We start from the raw sequence: 18,536 nt of genomic DNA, 5'->3' as shown, positions 1-18,536 counted from the left end.
ACAGAGAAGGACTATCTGATGAACGCCGACGACGCCCGCATCCGGGCGCAGGACGCGCTGCGCCGGCTGGAGAACCCGGCGCAGCCGCTGACGCTGCTCGCCCCGGACGCACCGGCCGAGTACGAGTGGTGCTGGGTGTACCCGTTCAACACGGTCCGGGCCACCGAGACCGGCAACATCATGGACACGCTCGCGGTGGGCCCGCTGGTCGTGCCGAAGAACGGAGCCGAGCCCTGGGTGGCGCCGTCCGGCCCGCCGCTTGAGCGCTGGCTCAACGAGTACGCCGAGCGGGAAGGGCTGCCGGCGGTGCCGGTACCGGCCGCGCCGGACCCGTTCGCCTGAGCCCGCACGGGCGGCCCGCTGTGACCGTACCGTCGCGGCGGGCCGCCGCCACCTGGAGGAACCATGACCCACAGCGCCGAGCCGCTCGACGTGCTGCTGCGCCGGATGATGCGCGGCGACGCCACGATCGAGCAGGTGCAGTCCGCGCTGCGCGGCTCCCGGCTGGACCTCGCGATGAACGGCGACGGCCGTCCCCTCGTCGTCCGCTCCTTCGACGACTCGCGGTGCGTGGTCGTGGCCACCTCGGCCGACGAGCGCGCACGCACGTTCGCGCCGCAGTGGCGCCGGGTCGAGGCGGCCGAGCTGGCCGAACTGCTTCCCGACGGCATCGACGTCCTGGTCGACCCGGGCGGCCCCGAGCCGGTACGGCTGGCCGCCGCGATCCTCTGGCACGCCCTCCAGGACGCGGACGAGGACGCGGGCGGATGAGCGACGACGAGTTCCTGTTCCTGCTCGACCCGGAATGGCCGGCGGACGACGAGGACGACGAGCCCCCGTTCGAGGCGGTCCTCGGGGTGTGGCAGGCCGGCGAGGACGGCGAGGTGGGCGAGTTCCGGCACAACCCGGACTACCGCCGGCACTTCCCGGACTCCCCCACCGACCCGCTCGACGCGCTGCTGCGCCTGATCGCGGCCGGTGCGGCACAGCCGGCGCACCTGCGGTCGGTGCTCCGCGCGTCCACCCTCCACCTGGCCGTGAACGGCGACGGGCGGCCACTCGTCGTCCACGCCTCCGACGACGAGCGGTGCGTGGTGGTCGCGACCGGCGAACCGCACCGGGAGCCGGTGCCGGCCCCCGGCTGGCGGCTGCTCGACCTGGCGGAACTGGCCGACGTGGCCGGTGACCGCGACGCGCTCGTCAACCCCGGCGGCGCCACGCCAGCCCGCCTGGCCGCAGCCTTCCTGCGCGACACGGCGGCGACGCCATGAGCACGGGCCTGCTGCACCTGCTCTGCCTGCGCGCCGCCGGCCGGATCCCGGACGACGACCTCGCCGGTCTGCGTACGCTGCTCGCCCGCGGCGACCACGGCGCCTGCGCGGCCCGGCTGCTCGGCGCGTTCCCGCAGTCCGCGGCGGAGATCGCGGCCCTGACCGCGCTGCTGCCCCCGGAGACTCCGCTGCTGCCCGAACCGGCGGCCGACGAGGACGTGGACGCCGACCCGGCAGCCCTGTTCGTCCCGTTCCCGCCGGCCGACCTGCCGCTGTACGCGACGACCGCGCCGCCCGTGGTGGACGAGACAGCGGGCGGCACCGTGGACGACCTCGACCGGGTGCTGCTCGACGTGCTGGACCCGGCGCGCACCACCGGGGTGTGGCGCTGCTGGCGGATCACGCGGGAACCGGACGACACGGTGGACGCGGTGCGCGTCTACCTCGTCGAGGCGACGGTGCCCGACGACGAGCTGCCCGAGATCGCCGACCGGGGGCAGCGGGCGCTCGCCGACGCCGGGCACACCGCGCCGGTCGAGGTGTACCGGCCCGACCTGCCGCTGCCCGCGTACCAGTGGGCCGCCCGCTGCCGGTCCGCGCTGATCTGGGCGCCGCAGCCGCCCGGCGAGGTGCGCCTGGCCGCCGACGGGGCCGCGTGGCTGCCGGTCGACGACGACGAGGTCGGGCCGTTCGTCACCCACCTGCGGTCCGCGCCCGCCCTGACCGCGCACCTGCGCACCGACGGCGCCTGGGTGTGGCCGGTCGCCCTGGCCGACCGGCTGCTCGACGAGGGGGCGCTGGCCGACGAGGGTCTGCTGCGGCACCTGCGGCGGTGCCGGGCCGACCCGCCCCCGGCGGCCGACGCGGTCGCCGTCCACCGGGCGCTCGCCGCGCTGGTACGCACGGGGGCGCCGCTCTGACCGGGTGCACGAACGCCTCGGGTCGCGGTGTCCTTCGGGCACGAGCCTCGGCGCTGGGCGGTGCTTCCGTGGGCCGCCGTGGTCGAATGCGCCGACGCCCGCCGTCGAGGACGCGAGGAGGCCGGGGATGACGGAGCAGGACGAGCTGCACAGCGCGCTGCTGCACCTCGGTGGCCGGGTGCCGGACGCGATGCTCGCCGGTGCGCGGCTACGGCTCGCCGACACCGGCACGGTGTCCCTTCCCGAGCCGCCCGGACCGGTCGACCTGGAGTTCACGTTCGCGTCGGCCGTACCCAATCCGCGTGTCTTCGGCGGGCGGGTGCCGCCGCTGGCCGACCTCACCGGCCGCGAGGGCCTGATGGACGACACCGACCGGGTCGCCGTCGCCGCCGCCCGGCAGCAGCCCGGCGCGGTGGCGCTGTGGCGCGGATGGCGGATCGCCCCGGAGTGGGCCGCCGCGGTGATCCCGCCGGCGCCGGTCTACGTGCTGGAGACGGACGGGCCGCAGGCGGAGACGGCGGCGACAGTGATGCGGGCGCTCGCCGCGGCCGGGATCTCGGCCCCGCTGGTCGAGGTGTACCGCCCCGGCGAGAAGCTGCCGCCGTACTCGGCCGCGGCCCGCCGGTCCGGCGCGCTGCTCTGGGCCGACCGGGACACCGGGCCGCTGCGGATCGCCCGTGTCTTCGACGAGGTGGACGACGACGGGGCGCGCTTCGCGCCGGACCGCGAACGGCTGTCCGGCACCGGCCTCGCGCGGGCGGCGGCGTACCTCGACGCGGGCACGCCGGTGCTCGCCACCTCCGCGCGCGGGCTCGACGTGGTGGAGCCCGGACGCGGGCAGGTCGTGCCGATGACCTACCGCACCGACGGGCGCTGGCTCTGGCCCGAGTCCGTCGCCTACTACCTCCAGGCGTACGGGCTGGCGCCGGAACCGGACCTCCTGGCCCACATCCTGGCCCACATCCGGTCGCGCGGCGACCGGCTCCCGGCCACCGACCCCGCCGACGAGCACCGCGCGCTGGCGCTGCTGTTCCAGTCGTACGCCCTCGTCCCGGCGGAGGCGCAGGCATGACGATCTTCGTGGCGATCGCGTCGTACCGGGACCGGGAACTGGTGCCGACGGTGCTGGACTGCCTGGCCAAGGCGGCGCACCCGGACGACGTCCGGATCGCGGTGTGCTGGCAGCACCTCGGCGACGAGGACATCTCCGCCATCCGGGACCTGCCGCAGGTGGACGTGCAGGAGTACGACGCCCGCGACAGCCGGGGCGCCTGCTGGGCCCGGGACAAGACGTTCCAGCGGTATCGCGGCGAGGACTGGCTGTTGCAGGTGGACAGCCACACCCGGTTCGCGCCGGACTGGGACGTACGGATGATCCGGATGGCGCGGGAGACGGGTGCGGCGAAGCCGGTCCTGACCGCGTACCCGGCGAGCTACGAGCCCGATCAGGAGTTCACCGGCGCGGGCGCGCCCGCCGAGATCGTCGTCAGCGACTGGACGACGTTCGGCGTGCCGGTCTTCGGCCAGCGTCTGATCGAGGGGGCCGCGCCCGGCGTACCGCCCAAGCCGGCGCTCTTCCTGGCCGCCGGGTTCCTCTTCGCGCCCGGCTCGTTCGTCGACGAGGTGCCCTACGACCCGGGCATCTACTTCCACGGCGAGGAGATCACCCTCGCCCTGCGCGCCTTCACGTGGGGCTACGACCTGTTCCACCCCACCGAGGTGCTGACCTGGCACTACTACATCCGCCAGGACAGGCCGCGGCACTGGAGCGACCATGTCGAGTCCGACTGGGCCCGTTACGAGGAGCTGAGCCGCCGCCGGGTGCTCTACATGCTGCACACCCCGCCGACCGATCGGCTCGGCATCGGACCGGTACGCACGCTGGAGCAGTTCGTGTCGCACACGGGCTGCAACTTCACCCGCCGCACCTGGACCGACATGCTGGCCCAGGAACTCGTGCTGCTCTGATCAGCTCCCTCGCGCCGGCTCCTGGGCGCCGCTCGACCAGCGCGTCTCGGCGATGGCGGTGGCGAGGCGTGCCAGCTCCGGATGCTGCTGCGCGTACGACGTGACGTGCTCGGCCAGCTCGTGCTGGGACTGCCACCGGATCTTCCCGGCCCGCACCAGCGCCCGGTCCAGCGCGAGCGGGTCGCCGCGCAGGTGACGCCGGACGTCGACCAGGACGCCGGTGAGCGACTGCTCCTGCTCGTCGGTGCCGGGCAGCGCCGTCACCATCGCCGGCAGCGCGGCCACCGTGTCGTCGTCCATGCCCGGCACCAGGCCGATGAGCGCCTTCTCCCGCGCCTCCGGCCGGGTCTCCGCCAGGTATGCCATGCCCGCCTCGTCGGCGGCCAGGTGCCGCAGCGCGGGGTCACGGCTCAGCTCCGCCACCGCCGCCGTCACGTCCGGCCTGGCGTCGGCCGGACCCGTACCGGCCGGAGCGGTGTCGTCGACAGCGGCGTCCTCGGTGGCAGGCACGACGGCAGGGCCGGCGAGGACCGGATCGGCGGCGGCCGGACCGGCGAGGGCCGGATCGGCGGCCGTCCGGACGGCCGGGGCGGCCACGGCCGGGGTCGGTGCGGCCACGACCGGATCGGTCCGCGTCGCGGCGAGGTCCGCCGCGACGGTGGGGACGGACGGCGATGCCGCCTCGGCCTCGGCGGGTGCCGTCTCGGGCCGCCCGGCACCGCTCCGCGCCAACCTGCGGGCGCGCAGACCCAGCAGCAGGGCGGCGAGCGCCGCCAGCCCGGCGAGCGCCAGCAACGCCGCCCGGCGGCCGATCCCGGTGGTGGCGCCGGACGCCTGCTCGGCCGCCTGTGCTCGGGGCGCCTCCTCGGGCAGCACGGCGGTGACGGAGGCCGTCAGGTCGATCTCCGGCGCGACGCCGCCGGTGGTCTTCGCGGTCTTCAGCACCCGGTTGCGGACCTGCGCCGGGTCGAGGTCCGGGTACGCCGACCGGATCAACGCCGCCTGCCCCGCCACGTACGCGACGGCGAGGTGGGTGCCGGTGCCGCTCACCGGTCGCGCGCCGCTGATGCCGAGGCTTGTCACGTCGACGCCGGGTGCGACCACGTCCACGCCGCCGGTGCGGTAGCCGTCGGCCGTACCCCCGTCGGCCCCGATCCCGCCGACGCGCAGCACCGCGTCGTGCAGTGGCACGTCCGGTTCCGGCGGCGCCGACTCGCCCGCGGCGCCCACCACTACCACCACGCCGGCGTCGACCGCCTCGTTGACGGCGGACACCACGTCCGCCTGACCGAGGTCCACCTGTGGCCCGACCGCGATGACGGAGGCGCCGGAGCCGACCGCCGCCCGGATGCCCGCCACGCTCGCCGCGGTCGAGGCGCCAGGAGTCCGGCCCGCCACCCGGACCGGCATGACCGCCGCGTCCGGCGCGACGCCGGCCACTGTCGACCCCTTCACCGGCTGCGCCACGATCAGCCCGGCCATCGCCGTGCCCGTGCCGAGGCAGTCGGCGTCACCGCGAGTGCCACCGGTCGCCCGGTCGACGCCCGTCGTCACCCGGCCGGCGAGCGACGGCACGCCGCCGGCGACACCGGAGTCGACGACGGCCACGAGCTGGTCCCGGCCCCGGCTGTGCGGCCACGCCTGGTCGGCGGCGACGCGCGGACCGGCCCACTGTGACCGGGCGCGCGAGGTCGCGGCGGTGCCGCACCCCTTCGGCGGGCGGGCGGCCGCATCGTCGGCGGGTTGCCGCCCGGCCGGCGTGGACCTGCCGGGCGCCGGCTTCCCGGCCGGCGCAACGCCCTGGCGGACCTCGCTGCCGTGCGCGTCCCACGGCAGCACCAGCACCCAGCCGGCCCGGAGCCGGGAGCCGTCGGTCAGTGTGGCGCCGTCCGGCTGGATCCGCCCGGTGTTGAGGGCGAACAGCTCGGCAGCGCGCGAGCCGTCGCCCAGGAACCGCTCCGCGATCTCGGTGAGGTTCTCCGGCTCGCCCTGGTGGGTCACCTCGACCGTGTAGTACTTGACGTGGTCGCCCTCGGCGCGGGCGGCGGGCGCGACCGCGCTGACGCCGCCGGCGGCCCACGCGGGCGGCGTCAGCGCGAGCAGCGCGGACGCGACGACTGCGGCGAGCACGGCCCGGACGACCGCAGGTGCGGTCCGGGTCACCCGCGACCACCTCGGGTGCCGGTCACGGGCGTGGCCCCGGACGTTGCGTGGTGCCGCGAACGCCCGGCGTCCGAACCATCCGTCATCGATCCACTCTTGAACCCGGTCGAGGAAGCTGTCCATACCAGACGGGCAGGCTAGCATCGCGGATCCCCGATGCACGAAGGGCCGCCGGACGGTTCGGACGCGGCGTCACCGCCGCCCGCATCCGCCGTGAGACGCAGACCTCCACGATCGACACCGCCGCAGGGGTGTGCCGGCCGTCGCCGCCGGCACACCCTCTCGACCGTCCTAGGACATCAGTCCGGTCCGGCCGCGGGACGTCACTTCGACGTTGCCTGCGCCGCCGTGACGATGAGGTCCGCGACGGCGGCCGGCTGCGAGACGGTCACCGCGTGGGACGCGTCGACCTCGACCGTCGTCGACCCGGCCCGCTGCGCCAGGAAGCGCTGCAGATCCGGCGGGATCGCCAGGTCCTGGGTGGTGACGAGCGTCCAGGACGGGATGCTCTTCCAGGCGGCCCGCGTCACGCTGTCGGTCAGCGTGTTCGCCGCGGCCGGCCGCTGCGTGGCCGCCATCACCGCGGCGGTCTCCCGGGGGACGTCGGGGGCGAAGAAGTCCGGATAGGTCTCCTGCTTGACGTACTGGTCCATGTCCGCGCTGCCGTCCTGCACGGGGATCGGCACCGCCTGGATGTTGTCGGCGAGCCGGCTGCCGGGGAACCTCGCGTTCAGGTCGGCAACCGACTCGCCGGCATCCGGGCTGAAGCTGGCGACGTACACCAGGGCCCGGACGTTGGCGGCGCCGTCCGCGGCCTCGGTGATGATCGCTCCCCCGTACGAGTGGGCGGCCAGCACGACCGGTCCGGACAGGCTGTCCACGAGGGCACGCAGGTAGGCGGCGTCTCCCGCCACGCTGCGCAGCGGGTTCGCGACGGCGATGGCCGGATAGCCCCGGCGCTGGAGGTCGGCGATCACCCCGTTCCAGCTCGACCCGTCCACGAATGCCCCGTGAACGAGCACGACAGTCGGCATTCCGGTCTCCGGCATGGGTGCGTTCATCTGACATCCCTTTCGACAGGCCCGGTAGAGACTCCAATATCGGGCACGCACGGAATCGCTGTCAGCGGAATGCGGAAACGCCAGCGAATGGTCACACAGACCCTCCCGTCGCTATCCGAGGAGCCCGAATCCCGCAACCGATTCCCACGGACGCCCGGCTGAGAGAATGCTGAGAACCGGCCCGCCCCGCGGGGGCCGGCGGCCCGGCCCGGACCGAACGTTCTGTTCGTTACCATGGAGCCCATGGCGCGTGACAGCTCTGGCACCCGGCCCTCGGAGGCACGGCTCCGGCTCCTCGACACGGCGACCAGAGTCTTCTACGCCGAAGGCATCCATTCCGTCGGGGTCGACCGGATCATCGCGGAGGCGAAAGTCACCCGCGCCACCTTTTACCGGCACTTCCCCGGCAAGGACGACCTCATTCTCGCCTATTTGCGTCGGGTGCACGAAATGGACCGCGCCCTCGTGGAGGCGGCGATCGCGGACAACCCTTCTCCGGTCGATCGCCTGCTGGCCGTCGCCGACTCCGTCGCCCAGGGCATCCGGTCCCCCGGATTCCGCGGCTGCGCATTCCTGAACGCGGCGGCGGAATATCCGGACGACGAGCATCCGGTGCACCGGGAGATCATCGCCCACCGCCAATGGTTCCTGGACACGCTCACCGCCCAGATGGCGCAGGTCCACGAGCCGACGGCCGACGCCGCCGCCCGCCACTTCGTCATGCTCCGCGACGGTGCCATGGCGGCCGGCTGCCTCTTCGACCCCGCGCTGGTGGCGGAGACGTTCCTGCACGGGGCCGAAGGGCTTCTGCGGGTCAACAGCGAGCGCGGGACGGCCGGATCCACCGGCTGATCCGGTGCTCAGGCCACCTCGGGCGAGGCGCCCACGCGCGCCGCGCGGCCGAGCCGGACGGCCGAGACGAGGAAGAACACGGCGCCGGGAACGGCGTAGCCGATCGCGCCGGTCAGCGCCGGATCGTCAGCCGACGCGGCCGCGACGAACGACGCTCCGGCGAGGACGGAGATGCCGCCACTGAGGATCATCGGCCACTGACCGCCCAGCCGGCGGCGGGGCACGGCCACGACCAGCTGGACGAGTCCGGCCACGATCGCCCAGGCGCCCCACACCCGCAGCACGGCCGGGACGCCGGACGTACCGGCGACGGCCAGGCCGACGGCGGCCAGCAGGCTCACCGCGACGTTCACGTAGAGCAGGGCCGGCGTTCCGGTGGTCCGCGAGGCGCGGATGTCGGCCACGGCGGCGGCCACGTCGAACAGCGGGTAGATCACGAGCAGCGTCACGGTCACCGGGTCGAGGTGCCCGGCGAGCGGGAGCGTCACGGCGGCCCACACGGCGGCGAAGACGAAGCGGACGAAGTACAGCCGCCGCAGTCCGGCCGCGGTGGCCGGGACGTGAGGGGTGGTGACGGAGGTGGTCATGGACGTCCTCTCGGTGGTTCCTGAGCGCGCGAACGCCCGGCGGCCGTCGGGGCCGCAAGTAGAACGAACGTTCTGTCTTCCACCAGCATGACGGTGCGCCGCCCCAACGTCAAGACCGATCGTTCTACCTCTGGTGGCGAACAGCAGCCGGCCGGGCCTGGTGCCGCGCAGGCGAACGGCGGCTACGTCACGGGCAGGGACCGCCCGCGCAGACGTCGATCACCTTGCCGGTGAGCAGGAACACCGCCTTCTGCCGCTGGGCGCCGGGCTGGGCACGCGGGAACTCGTGCGAGTCCTCGCCGTACTCCGGTCCGGCCGGTGCGAGGTTCGTCGGCGGCGGCGCGTACGCCGCACCGCTGTTCCACACCACGATGGCCGAGCCGGCGTACGGGTACCTGCGGATCGGCGCGATGCCCCAGAACGGCCGCACGTCCGGCGACCACCCGGGGGCGAGCGCCGGGGTGTGCAGGCGGGCGCCGATGGTGCGCGCCTGGACCTCCGCCGCGGCGGTCGAGACCTGCTGGTCGGCGAACGCCACGTGCATCAGCACCCGGTGCGCCGGGGTACGCGGTAGCGGCCGGTCGGTCATGTGCTGGGCGTACCCGTTGGCCTCGGAACGGTCCCACAGCATCTGGAGCAGACCGAAGACGATCTGCTGGTCGATCTTGTCCGGGTAGTAGCCGTCCATGACGGTCTGGAACGGGGCGAAGTCGACACTGCGTTGCAGCAGCGTGGAGTAGTTCATCCCGGGCACCCCGAGCACCGACCGGGTCCAGTCCTGGGCGATGGCGGTGAGCGCGCCGCCGTTGATGCCGCCCTGGCTGTTGCCGTCGTAGTGCAGCCCGCCGGCCACGTCGATCAGCGGCCGCCCGGCGGCGTCGCGGAACGCCGGGTGGGCGGCGAAGCCGTTGCGGTGGATCATCGTCCGGCCCAGGAACAGGAAGTTCAGGAAGCTCTGCTGGAGCCGGTCGGCCACCGCCGGGAAGGCGCTGAGGTCGGTGAAGGCGCCCGCCACGTACGGCACGTCGGCCGCGGCCATGCCGATCCAGCTCGTCGCGCAGAACGTGAAGTCGTACGTCTGCGACATGGTCTTGACGTTGCCGGCGTTGATCTCGGTCGGCCGGCCGAGCAGGCCGTGGCCGTAGAGCGAGAGGTGGGCCGGTCGCGCGGCGGACGCGCTGCGCGGGATGTTGCAGACGAAGTCGGCCGCCACGGTCGTGCCGGAGGGTGTGGGCAGGGCGCTCGGCGTCGGCGGGGTGCCGTCGCCGCCGGGCGGCCCGTAGTGCAGGCGGGAACCCGGTCCGCCGTCACCGGTCAGGTAGGACGGTACGGCGACGGTACCGGTCACCTGCCGGGCGATCAGCGGATCCTGCTCCGGCGTGTAGTCGGTGACCTGGCTGACGGTGAACGAGGGCGCGCGGCGGCCGAGCGCGGCGAACGCGCCGTCCCGGACCGCCAGCATCCGCCCGGTCAGGCCCTGCCGGCTGGCGACCGTGAAGTCCCACGCGAGGTAGAGGCTGTGCCGCTTGACCCCGGCCCGGCTCAGGTCGGCGAGGATCCGCTTCATCTGCGGCGCGCGCGGGTCCCGCCGGTCCAGGCCGGCGCCGGTGACGTACGCGCGGAACGCCTTCGGCGCCGGGATCAGCGCGCCGTCGCCGTCGCGCATGCCGCGCAGGCCGACGACGTACCGGGCGCCCTCGGTCAGCGCCACCGCCGGCCGGATGATCAGCGCCTGCCGGTCCGGGCTGCCGGTCGCGTGCGCGTCCAGTTCCGCCCAGTACGGCGTACGCCGGCCGGTGCGGGCGTCGAGCAGCACGATCGGCGCGTCCGGCGCCAGCGAGCGGCCGACGTCGGTGACCGGCGCGATCCGCGTCCGCGCGGCGTCGAGGCCGGGTACGCGGGCCAGGATCGGCGAGCCGGGGCTGAATCCGTCCTGCCGGTTCCACTCGGCCGGGTCGATCGGTACGCCGAGCACGTTGGCGGGCATCGCGGAGGCCGCGAACCGGACCCGCTTGCCGGTCGGGGTGCTGCGGTCCGGGACGGTGAAGTAGTCGTTGGGGAACGGCAGCAGGCAGGCCGCCGGGTCGATCGGGTCGCAGGACCGCTGCCCGGCCGGCGCGGGCGGCGCGGACGGCGCCGCGGTGGCGCCGGAGCCGAGCAGCACGACCGATGCGGTCACCAACGCGGACACGGCGAGACGGAGCCGTCTGGTGGTGGGCACGCGTGTCTCCTTCGACATCGGACGGTGGTGTTCTTCCTACGCTCGTGAACGGATCTCGGCAAGGCCCCGCACATCGACACTGCCGGATCAACGACGAAGAATCCGCAGGTCAGGCGCATGGCCCTACGGTGGGTCGCGAAGCATTCACGTCCAGTGGAGGACGTCATGACCACTCCCGCTCCCACCCCACCGCCTCAGCTCCAGGTCGCCCTCGGCACCGCCGCCGATCCCGGTTCCGTGCACGCCATCACGGGCACCGGCACGGCGCTGCTCGTCACCCACTACCCCGCGTCCGGCGCCGGCCGGCTGCACGTGCTCGACCCGCGTACCCTCACCCCGGTCCGCCCGTCCCTGCCGGTCGGTCACGAGCCCCGCGCGGTGGCCTGGCACCCCGGCCGCGGGCAGGCGTACGTGATGAACCGGGGGGTGCAGAGCTACAGCGTCTCCCGGTGCGACCTGGCCACCGGCACCGTCACCGACATCCCGATCGGCTTCGGGCTGATCGCGATCGCCGTGGATCCGGTGGCCGACCTGCTCTACACCGCCGACTGGGCACACAAGCGGCTGCACGTCATCGAGCTGGCCGACACCACGCAGCGGAGCACAGTGCCGCTGCCGTCGGCGCCGATCCGGCTCGCGGTGGCCCCGGACGGCACCGTCTACGCGTCGCTGTACGTCAAGGGCCTCGTGCCGGCCGACGACGCGCTCGCCGTGCTGCGTCCGGACGGGACGCTCACCGTGGCGCCGATCGAGCCCGCCCACCTCCAGCCGGGCGGGGTGGCTGTCGCGCACGACGGGATGATCTACGTCGGCTCGCTCGGCGGCGGGACCGTGCACCCGCTGTTCGGCGTGCACGACCCGGACACCGGCCAGCGGCTCGGCGCGGTGCCGTGCGCGGCCGGCGTCCGCGACCTCGCGGCCGTACCGGGACTGTCCCGGGCCTGGCTGGCCACCGACAAGGGGGTCCAGCTCGTCGACACCACCAACCCGTACGCGCCGCGCACGCTCGATCCGATCACCACCGGCCACGCTCCGTACGCGGTGGCGGTCACCGCAGACGGCACGGCGTACGTGGGCGACGTGGTGGACGGCACCGTGTCGCTGATCCGGCCGGACGTGGCCGACCTGCCCCTGGACGCGGTCGCCACACTGCTCACCGAGGCGGGCTTCGCCCCCGCCACCGGGCTCGGCGCGGCGATCCGGGCGTACCAGACGTTCCACGAGCTGCCGGTGACCGGGCGGCCCGACGCCGTCACCGCCGCCCACCTGACCGCACCGGGGTGCGGCACCCCGGACCGGACGACCACCACCGGTTTCGTCCTCCAGGGCGGGCACTTCCGGCACACGAACCTGACCTACCACCTCGGTGACATGACGATGCCGTACGCGCGGGACGAGTTCACCGACGCACTGAAGCACGAGCTGATCCAGGTGTCGTTCGACGTGTGGCGCGAGGTGCTGGGCGAGAACTGGCACGGGCCGTTCGAGTTCACCCGCGTCTTCGACCCCGCGCAGGCGGACATCGTCCTCTCCGTCGGCGACGACCCGGTCTTCCACGACACCGGCTGGTTCCGGACCGTCTACGCGGTGACCAAGTGGTCCGCCGCCCCCGGCTGGCCGGATGCCGGCGGCCAGCTTCCGGTCATCTTCAACCGGAAGATCAACTGGGACGCGCACGGGTACTTCGACGTCGACCTCCACGGCCCCGACTTCCGGCACGTCGCCACGCACGAGATCGGCCACGCGTTCGGGCTCAACCACGGCAAGAGCGGCAACGTGATGCACCGCAACGCGAGCTGGTACCGGGTGCCGAAGTCCGACGACCGCAACGGCTTCTTCGCCATGTACGGGCGGCTGCCGTTCACCGACGGCGTCGGCATCCGGGTGCTGCCGGACGTCGACCACGTCGCCTACTCCGACTGCGAGCGGCACCTGGTGGTGCACTACCCCGAAGGCGACGGGTGGACGTGGACGAGGCTCACCGCGGACGTGGGCGCGCCCCGGATGGCCCGCGGCAGTTCCCCGTCGCCGTTCTTCGCCCACGACGGCGTGCCGTCGTACGTCTACGCCGGGGACGGCGGCCACGTCTACCAGATCTGGTACGACCAGGGCCAGTGGTGGTGGGGTGACCTGACGCAGGACAGCGGCGACCCGCCCGCCGTGCGGTACGGCCCGCACGCCTACCGCAACGGCGACACCCAGCGGGTCGTGTACAGCGCCACGGACGGCCGGACGATCCGGCTGTCCCAGGCGCCCGGCGAGGGCTGGGTCTGGCAGGACGTGTCGGTGGAGGGCGCGGTCGCCGCCGACGGCACGCCCTACGGGTACGTCGACGGCGTCACCGGCCTGGACGTGATCGTCTACCGGGACGCCGAGGAGCACCTGCGGATGCTGTGGGAGGGCCCGGAGGGCTGGGGGCAGATCTCGCTGACCTGGGCCACCCAGGCGGAGAACCCGCTACCGCTGACCATGATGCCGGTCTGGGGCGAACACCGGGCCGGCGAACGGCACCGGGTGTTCGGCCTCGACCACCGGCAGGACATCCGGATGTACGCCGTCGGCGACGACGGCGCCTGGCACACGCGTTCGCTGACCGCCGAACTCGGCCTGCCGGAGTGCAGCGCGTCGGCGGTGCAGCGGCTGCCCGGCACGGACGGCGCACCCGACGGCTGGCTGCTGGTCTTCGCCGACTTCGACGGCGGGCTGTGGGAGCTGACCGGCGACGGTGACACGTGGCAGGCCGAGCGGGTGCAGATCGACGGGATGCCGCCGGTGGGGAACACCCTGCTGTCGGTGTGGCTGGGCGGCGGCCGGCTCCAGATCACGTACACGGCGGCGAACGGCAACATCCAGCTGCTGTCCCGTTCGCTGGGCGACCACGACTGGCAGCGCACCAACCTGACCCGGGTGTCCGACGTGGTGTGAGCGGCGCCGCCTCCCGCCGTCCGCCACCGAGGAGGGGCGGACGGCGGGAGGGCCGGCTAGCCGACGACCACGACGCGGCCCTGGTTCAGCGGTTGCAGGTGCGCCGGGTCGAGATCGTCCGGTGCGCCCCGGCCGCTGTCGTAGACGACACGCCCTCCGTCGCTCTCCCAGATCCTGATCCGGAACCGGTCCACGTCACGTCCGTCCGGGGCGTCGGCGACCGTGAGCTGGTACGCGTACCCCGGCCGGCCGTTCACCGTGCCCTCGCCCTGGTACCGGCCGACCGGCCCGGCGACGGTCAGGCGCTCGTGTGTCGTACCGGCGAAGGTGAACTCGCTTCCCGGCAGCCGGAAGGTGGTCGCGCCGAACGGCGTGGGCGAGCCCTTCACCAGGCCCGCGACGAAGGCGAACTCCCCCGGCCCGGTGGCGGCCACGTCCGCGCTGAGCGCACCCGCCGGTGAGACGATCGCGCCCGAGCCGGCCACGGTGACGTCCGACGGGTCGTAGACCACGATCCGTACCTGCTGCTGCCCGGTTCCGCCGTCGTCGCCGGTCACGGTGAGCCGCGCGACGTGCACACCGGGCCGGAGATCGCCGGTGGCGACGCAGCCGCCCTCGTTGCGCTCCCCGGTGACCACACCGGGCGTGGCCGGGGCCGGACCGTCGCCGTCCCAGTCGACCGCGCACCGGTGCGTGTCCGGCACGCCCGGGTCGGTGAACGTGGCCCGCACCGTGACCGGTCCGGCCACCCGCAGCTCCTCGTCGAGCGCGATCGGGCTCACCTCGATCGGCCGGTTCGCCACGGTGACGGTCACCGTGTCGGTGGTGGTGCCGTGTCGGGCGTCGGTGGCGGTGAGTTCCAGCCGGTACGTGCCGGCCCGGTCGGCTCGGAACGACGGCGTGCGGGCCGGGCCCTCCAGCTGCGGGCCGCCGCCGAGCCCGCCACCGTCGGGCTGGGCGAGCACGGTCCAGGACAGGGTCACCGGGTCGCCGTCCGGGTCGGTGGTGCCGGTCGCGTCGAGGGTGACGGTGTCGCCCTCGACGGCGGTCCGGTCCGGCCCGGCGTCCGCGGTCGGCGGTCCGCCGGCCGGCAGGACCCGGCCCACCGTCACCTCGGTACGCGCGGTGGCCCGGAGGCCGTCGGCGTCGGTGGCGGTGACCGTGACGACGTGCCGTCCCTCGCTGAGCTGCCCCGGGGTACGGGTGGCGCCGGTGCCGAGGTCACCGTCGCGGTCGGAGGTCCAACGCACGGCCGATCCGTCCAGGTCGCCCTGCTCCGGGTCGGTGACGGTCGCGGCGAGCGTGACGGTCTGCCCGGTGGCGAAGAACGTGCCACCGATCGGGGCGGTGATCCGTACCGAAGGGTTCTTGCCGGCGACGGTGAGCGGGCCGCTCGTCGCGTCGGCGGTGTTCACCCCGTCGGTCACCCGCACCCGCAACCGGCCGGTCGCCGCGCCGCCGGTGCCCGCGAGCTGCGCGGCGTCCAGTGTGTACGACGTCCCGGTGAGCCCGGCGGCCAGCACCCGCCAGTCGTCGGCGCCGTCCGGGCTGTACAGGACGCTCGCGGTGACCGGACCGCCGTCGGCGTCGCCGGCCGTCCAGCCCACCGTGACGGGCCCGGTCGCCGGCACGGACGCGGGCGGCGCCTCGCCCGCCAGCGCCACGACTGGCGGGTTCGCCGACACCGGGAGCGTGGCGAGGTTCCGCCCGGCGCGGGTGTCCACGAGCGTCACCCGGCGGGTGCCGGGGGCGAAGTCGACGACCTCGTGGAACGGGCGGGTCGCGGCGTGCTCGGTGGCCGCCGCCGGGGTGAACGGGTGCTCGGCGAGTGTCGCCCCGGCGGCGTCGAGCAGCCGCAGCGCGTACGGGCCGGGCGTCGTGGCGGGGCGCTGGGTGGTGCGGGTCAGGCGCTGCCCGGTGAGGGTGGCGGCGCCGTCGCCGACGGCGCCGGACAGCGCCAGCAGGTCACCGGTCGCGCCCTGCTGGGCGGGCGGGTTCTGGACGCGGTTGCGCCACAGCCGCCACAGGTCGTCGGAGACCCACGTGCGCGGGCAGTAGCTCATCAGGTCGGCGACCGGCGGGCTGGTGTCCGGCGCCCAGACGACCCGGCGCGGAGCGCCGACCGAGTAGTCGCCGATGTCGTAGCCGGCGAAGCTGGGGTTCGCCGGGTCGGGCCCGCCGATGGTGCCGCGCGGGTACGGGTAGGACCGGGGCCCGGTCTCGTCGCCGGGATTGTCCGTGCACTCCACGTGCTGCGCGCCGAGCAGGTGCCCCAGCTCGTGCTGGATGGTCGTGGGGTTGTGCGAGCCGCCGACCGCCACCCACCCGGGGATGTTCTCGGCGACGCCGCCCATCCGGTCCCGGTTCACCATGACCAGGTGGTAGACGCCGGGTTCCCGCGTCCCTGCCGTCGCCCGCCGGTAGCTGTCGAGCACCGAACGCGCGTCCTGCGCGTCGAGATAGAAGCTGTCGTCGCCGATCCAGAAGAACGGGGTGTCGTCGCGGTAGTCGGCCCGGGTGACCTCCAGCCGGCTCGTCGGCAGCGTGCGCCGCAGCAGAGACTCGGCCCGGTCCAGGTCGGACTCGGGAGGCAGCACGGTCTGTCCGTCGCGCTGGTAGCCGAACCGGATCAGCTTGACGCGCACCGGCTTGGACGCCTGGAAGCGCACCGTGCGTTCGACGACGTTGTCCAGGTAGTCGGGCTCGGTGACGCGGCGGTCCGGGTTGATCTCGACCCGCAGTCTGACCTCTCCCTCGCTCGTCCACTGGGTGGGCAGCTCGAACAGGAACCCGCCGCCCAGCTGTCCGCGCCGTACCGTCCGGTCCGGCACCAGCAGGCGGCCCGGGTTGGCCGGGGCGACCGGCAGGCCCAGCGACGTGCCGTCGGGCCGGAACCCGTGCAGAGCGGCCGTCACCGCGGGCGTCTGTGCGTCGGTGCCCACGTACGCCCGCACGACGGTGCGGCGGTCGGCGACCAGGTCCACGGAGTTGCCCAGGTCCTGGATCACCTGGGTGGCCTCCACCCCGCTCACCCTGAGGTTCGGACCGGGTGCGGTGCAGGTGTTCAGGTAGACGCGCAGGGTGTTGTCGACCTCGTCCAGGACCGCCACGTCGAGGGACTGGTTGTTGTCGAACCGGCCCACCGCCGCCTGCACCGGCCGGCTGCCCGCCGCGAGCACCGCCGGGCTGCCGAACGTGCCGTCACCGTTGCCGGGGAAGACGTAGACGGCGCGGCTGGCGTAGCCGACCACCACCAGATCCGGACGGCCGTCCCGGTTGACGTCGGCGACGTCCACGTCGTGCGGGCCCTCGCGTCCCGGGGTCAGCGGCCCCAGGTCCAGCGACGGCAGCTCCCGGGGCGCCGGCGGGAAGCCGCCGGCCGGCGGGTCGCGGAAGTCGCTCCACAACCGGATCCGGTCCTCGCCGAGGATCGCGACGGCCGCGTCGAGCCGCCCGTCGAGGTCGAAGTCGGCGATCACGGGCTTCCACGCCTCGCCCAGCTCTTCGACCCGGGGCGCGGGGCTGTTGCTGCCGTCGCGGATCACCGACACGGTGCTCTGCACGCGGCTGCTGAACAGCACATCGGGCACGCCGTTGCCGGTCAGGTCGCCGGCGGCGAGGAAGTCGGGCCGGACGTACGCCGCCTGGTCGCCGAGGAGGAACCTCGCGTCGAAGGCGCCGCCGTTGAGGTTGCGGAACACCTGTACCCGGTCGTCGTCCGGATCGCTCTGCACGGCGGGGTCGACGGCGGCGAGGTCGGGCAGCAGGTCGCGGTCGAAGTCGGCCACCGCCACGTCCGCCACACTGCGCCCGGCCAGCACCCGCCCTCCGGGACCGAACCTCGGGTCGCCACCGGCGGCCCCGAACCAGACGCCCACCCCGTCGGTGGTGGCGACGGCGTAGTCCGGTTTGGCGTCCCGGTTGAAGTAGCCCACCGTGATGGCGCGTGGCGTGCCCGAGGTGGGATAGACCTCGGGCGGACCACCGGGCGTCGTCGACGTACGGAACGTCCCGTTGCCGACGGCGATGAGCTGGTGCACGTCGCCGTCACCGCTCGCCGACGCGACGAGCAGGTCGTCGAAGCCGTTCTGGTCGGTGTCGACCGCCTCGACGTCACGAGGAGCGGCGATCCCGGCGACCGCCGGCATCGCCGTGAACCCGAACGTCTCGCAGCCGGCGGCGAGGCCCGCTCCCGGCGGGCCCTGGGCCCGGCCCGCCGCGGCCGCGCCGGGCATGCCCGTCCCGGGACCGAGCAACGCCACGGCCAGAGCGGCCGCGGTCGCGCCGGCCCACGGGCCGAATCTTCCTGATCGCATCACTGTCACCTTTCCGTGCGCACCGGCCGCAGGGCACGGCTGCGCACAGTCGTTGGAGGAGATGAGGGGTCTCGATGAGGTCCACGGGGCCGGCAGCGACCCGGACCGGGCGCCGCGCGCACCGGCCGCCCGGTACGAGTCTCGTCCGCCCGGCACGTCCTGAGGCAGGGTCGGCGGTCCACGACAGCGCGACGCCGTGCCCGAGCTTTCTGCCCGGACGCGAGGCAACCCCCTGCCCGTGCGTCCAGATCG

13 protein-coding genes are annotated in these 18,536 nt (G+C 74.3%); 8 read left to right on the top strand and 5 right to left on the bottom strand.

The genetic code is table 11. The features are described from left to right. The first annotated feature begins 18 nt into the window (after positions 1 to 18). The 6 genes from Q3W68_RS22425 to Q3W68_RS22400 all read left to right on the top strand — a co-directional run bounded on the left by Q3W68_RS22425 (position 19) and on the right by Q3W68_RS22400 (position 4,159). A complete protein-coding gene (locus Q3W68_RS22425) occupies positions 19 to 342 on the top strand; it encodes a YrhB family protein (RefSeq protein WP_302907316.1) in 324 nt (107 codons plus the stop codon). Between the two features lie 63 nt (positions 343 to 405). Continuing rightward, entirely contained in the window at positions 406 to 771 is a 366-nt protein-coding gene (locus Q3W68_RS22420; RefSeq protein WP_302907315.1) for a type VII secretion system-associated protein, read from the top strand. Next, complete coding sequence (locus Q3W68_RS22415) at positions 768 to 1,271, top strand: type VII secretion system-associated protein (RefSeq protein ID WP_302907314.1); 504 nt, start codon at positions 768 to 770, stop codon at positions 1,269 to 1,271. Before Q3W68_RS22420 ends, Q3W68_RS22415 begins: the two co-directional genes overlap by 4 nt. Continuing rightward, complete coding sequence (locus Q3W68_RS22410) at positions 1,268 to 2,191, top strand: hypothetical protein (RefSeq protein WP_302907313.1); 924 nt, start codon at positions 1,268 to 1,270, stop codon at positions 2,189 to 2,191. The genes Q3W68_RS22415 and Q3W68_RS22410 overlap by 4 nt, the downstream gene beginning before the upstream one ends. A gap of 127 nt (positions 2,192 to 2,318) precedes the next feature. After that, positions 2,319 to 3,263: a hypothetical protein gene (locus Q3W68_RS22405; RefSeq protein WP_302907312.1), complete on the top strand. Its 945-nt coding sequence runs from the start codon at positions 2,319 to 2,321 to the stop codon at positions 3,261 to 3,263. After that, the gene (locus tag Q3W68_RS22400) at positions 3,260 to 4,159 is read left to right on the top strand and encodes a GlcNAc-transferase family protein (protein WP_302907311.1); all 900 of its coding nucleotides are present in this window, start codon (positions 3,260 to 3,262) and stop codon (positions 4,157 to 4,159) included. Before Q3W68_RS22405 ends, Q3W68_RS22400 begins: the two co-directional genes overlap by 4 nt. On the opposite strand, the gene Q3W68_RS22395 is transcribed toward Q3W68_RS22400, so the two are convergent. Continuing rightward, a complete protein-coding gene (locus tag Q3W68_RS22395) occupies positions 4,160 to 6,322 on the bottom strand; it encodes a S8 family serine peptidase (protein WP_302907310.1) in 2,163 nt (720 codons plus the stop codon). It abuts the gene before it with no gap. Between the two features lie 323 nt (positions 6,323 to 6,645). Further along, positions 6,646 to 7,383 carry an alpha/beta fold hydrolase gene (locus tag Q3W68_RS22390; protein ID WP_302907309.1) on the bottom strand — a complete coding sequence of 246 codons (738 nt, stop codon included), beginning with the start codon at positions 7,381 to 7,383 and terminating at the stop codon, positions 6,646 to 6,648. Between the two features lie 243 nt (positions 7,384 to 7,626). On the opposite strand from Q3W68_RS22390, the gene Q3W68_RS22385 reads away from it, so the two are divergent. Further along, a complete protein-coding gene (locus Q3W68_RS22385; protein WP_302907308.1) occupies positions 7,627 to 8,235 on the top strand; it encodes a TetR/AcrR family transcriptional regulator in 609 nt (202 codons plus the stop codon). Between the two features lie 8 nt (positions 8,236 to 8,243). Here the strand turns inward: Q3W68_RS22385 and Q3W68_RS22380 are convergent, their stop codons facing one another. Together Q3W68_RS22380 and Q3W68_RS22375 are read right to left on the bottom strand one after the other, a co-directional pair. Further along, complete coding sequence (locus tag Q3W68_RS22380) at positions 8,244 to 8,822, bottom strand: hypothetical protein (RefSeq protein WP_302907307.1); 579 nt, start codon at positions 8,820 to 8,822, stop codon at positions 8,244 to 8,246. Positions 8,823 to 9,009: 187 nt separating this feature from the next. Further along, entirely contained in the window at positions 9,010 to 11,043 is a 2,034-nt protein-coding gene (locus Q3W68_RS22375; protein WP_302907306.1) for a hypothetical protein, read from the bottom strand. A gap of 165 nt (positions 11,044 to 11,208) precedes the next feature. Here Q3W68_RS22375 and Q3W68_RS22370 point away from each other — a divergent pair, with 165 nt between their 5' ends. Next, positions 11,209 to 13,968, top strand: a complete 2,760-nt coding sequence (locus Q3W68_RS22370) for a matrixin family metalloprotease (protein WP_302907305.1) — start codon at positions 11,209 to 11,211, stop codon at positions 13,966 to 13,968. Between the two features lie 56 nt (positions 13,969 to 14,024). Here the strand turns inward: Q3W68_RS22370 and Q3W68_RS22365 are convergent, their stop codons facing one another. Then, entirely contained in the window at positions 14,025 to 18,284 is a 4,260-nt protein-coding gene (locus tag Q3W68_RS22365) for an FG-GAP-like repeat-containing protein (protein ID WP_302907304.1), read from the bottom strand. Positions 18,285 to 18,536: the final 252 nt, after the last annotated feature.

It is taken from the genome of Micromonospora sp. C28ISP2-4 (assembly GCF_030519385.1).
Taxonomy (GTDB): domain Bacteria; phylum Actinomycetota; class Actinomycetes; order Mycobacteriales; family Micromonosporaceae; genus Micromonospora; species Micromonospora tulbaghiae.
This window is presented reverse-complemented; position numbering and strand designations above follow the sequence as displayed.

Coding starts and splice junctions, on each gene's coding strand:
- Q3W68_RS22365 (WP_302907304.1), bottom strand. CDS start 18,284: ATGCGATCAGGAAGATTCGGCCCGTGGGCCGGCGCGACCGCGGCCGCT.
- Q3W68_RS22370 (WP_302907305.1), top strand. CDS start 11,209: ATGACCACTCCCGCTCCCACCCCACCGCCTCAGCTCCAGGTCGCCCTC.
- Q3W68_RS22380 (WP_302907307.1), bottom strand. CDS start 8,822: ATGACCACCTCCGTCACCACCCCTCACGTCCCGGCCACCGCGGCCGGA.
- Q3W68_RS22425 (WP_302907316.1), top strand. CDS start 19: ATGAACGCCGACGACGCCCGCATCCGGGCGCAGGACGCGCTGCGCCGG.
- Q3W68_RS22400 (WP_302907311.1), top strand. CDS start 3,260: ATGACGATCTTCGTGGCGATCGCGTCGTACCGGGACCGGGAACTGGTG.
- Q3W68_RS22405 (WP_302907312.1), top strand. CDS start 2,319: ATGACGGAGCAGGACGAGCTGCACAGCGCGCTGCTGCACCTCGGTGGC.
- Q3W68_RS22420 (WP_302907315.1), top strand. CDS start 406: ATGACCCACAGCGCCGAGCCGCTCGACGTGCTGCTGCGCCGGATGATG.
- Q3W68_RS22410 (WP_302907313.1), top strand. CDS start 1,268: ATGAGCACGGGCCTGCTGCACCTGCTCTGCCTGCGCGCCGCCGGCCGG.
- Q3W68_RS22385 (WP_302907308.1), top strand. CDS start 7,627: ATGGCGCGTGACAGCTCTGGCACCCGGCCCTCGGAGGCACGGCTCCGG.
- Q3W68_RS22415 (WP_302907314.1), top strand. CDS start 768: ATGAGCGACGACGAGTTCCTGTTCCTGCTCGACCCGGAATGGCCGGCG.
- Q3W68_RS22390 (WP_302907309.1), bottom strand. CDS start 7,383: ATGAACGCACCCATGCCGGAGACCGGAATGCCGACTGTCGTGCTCGTT.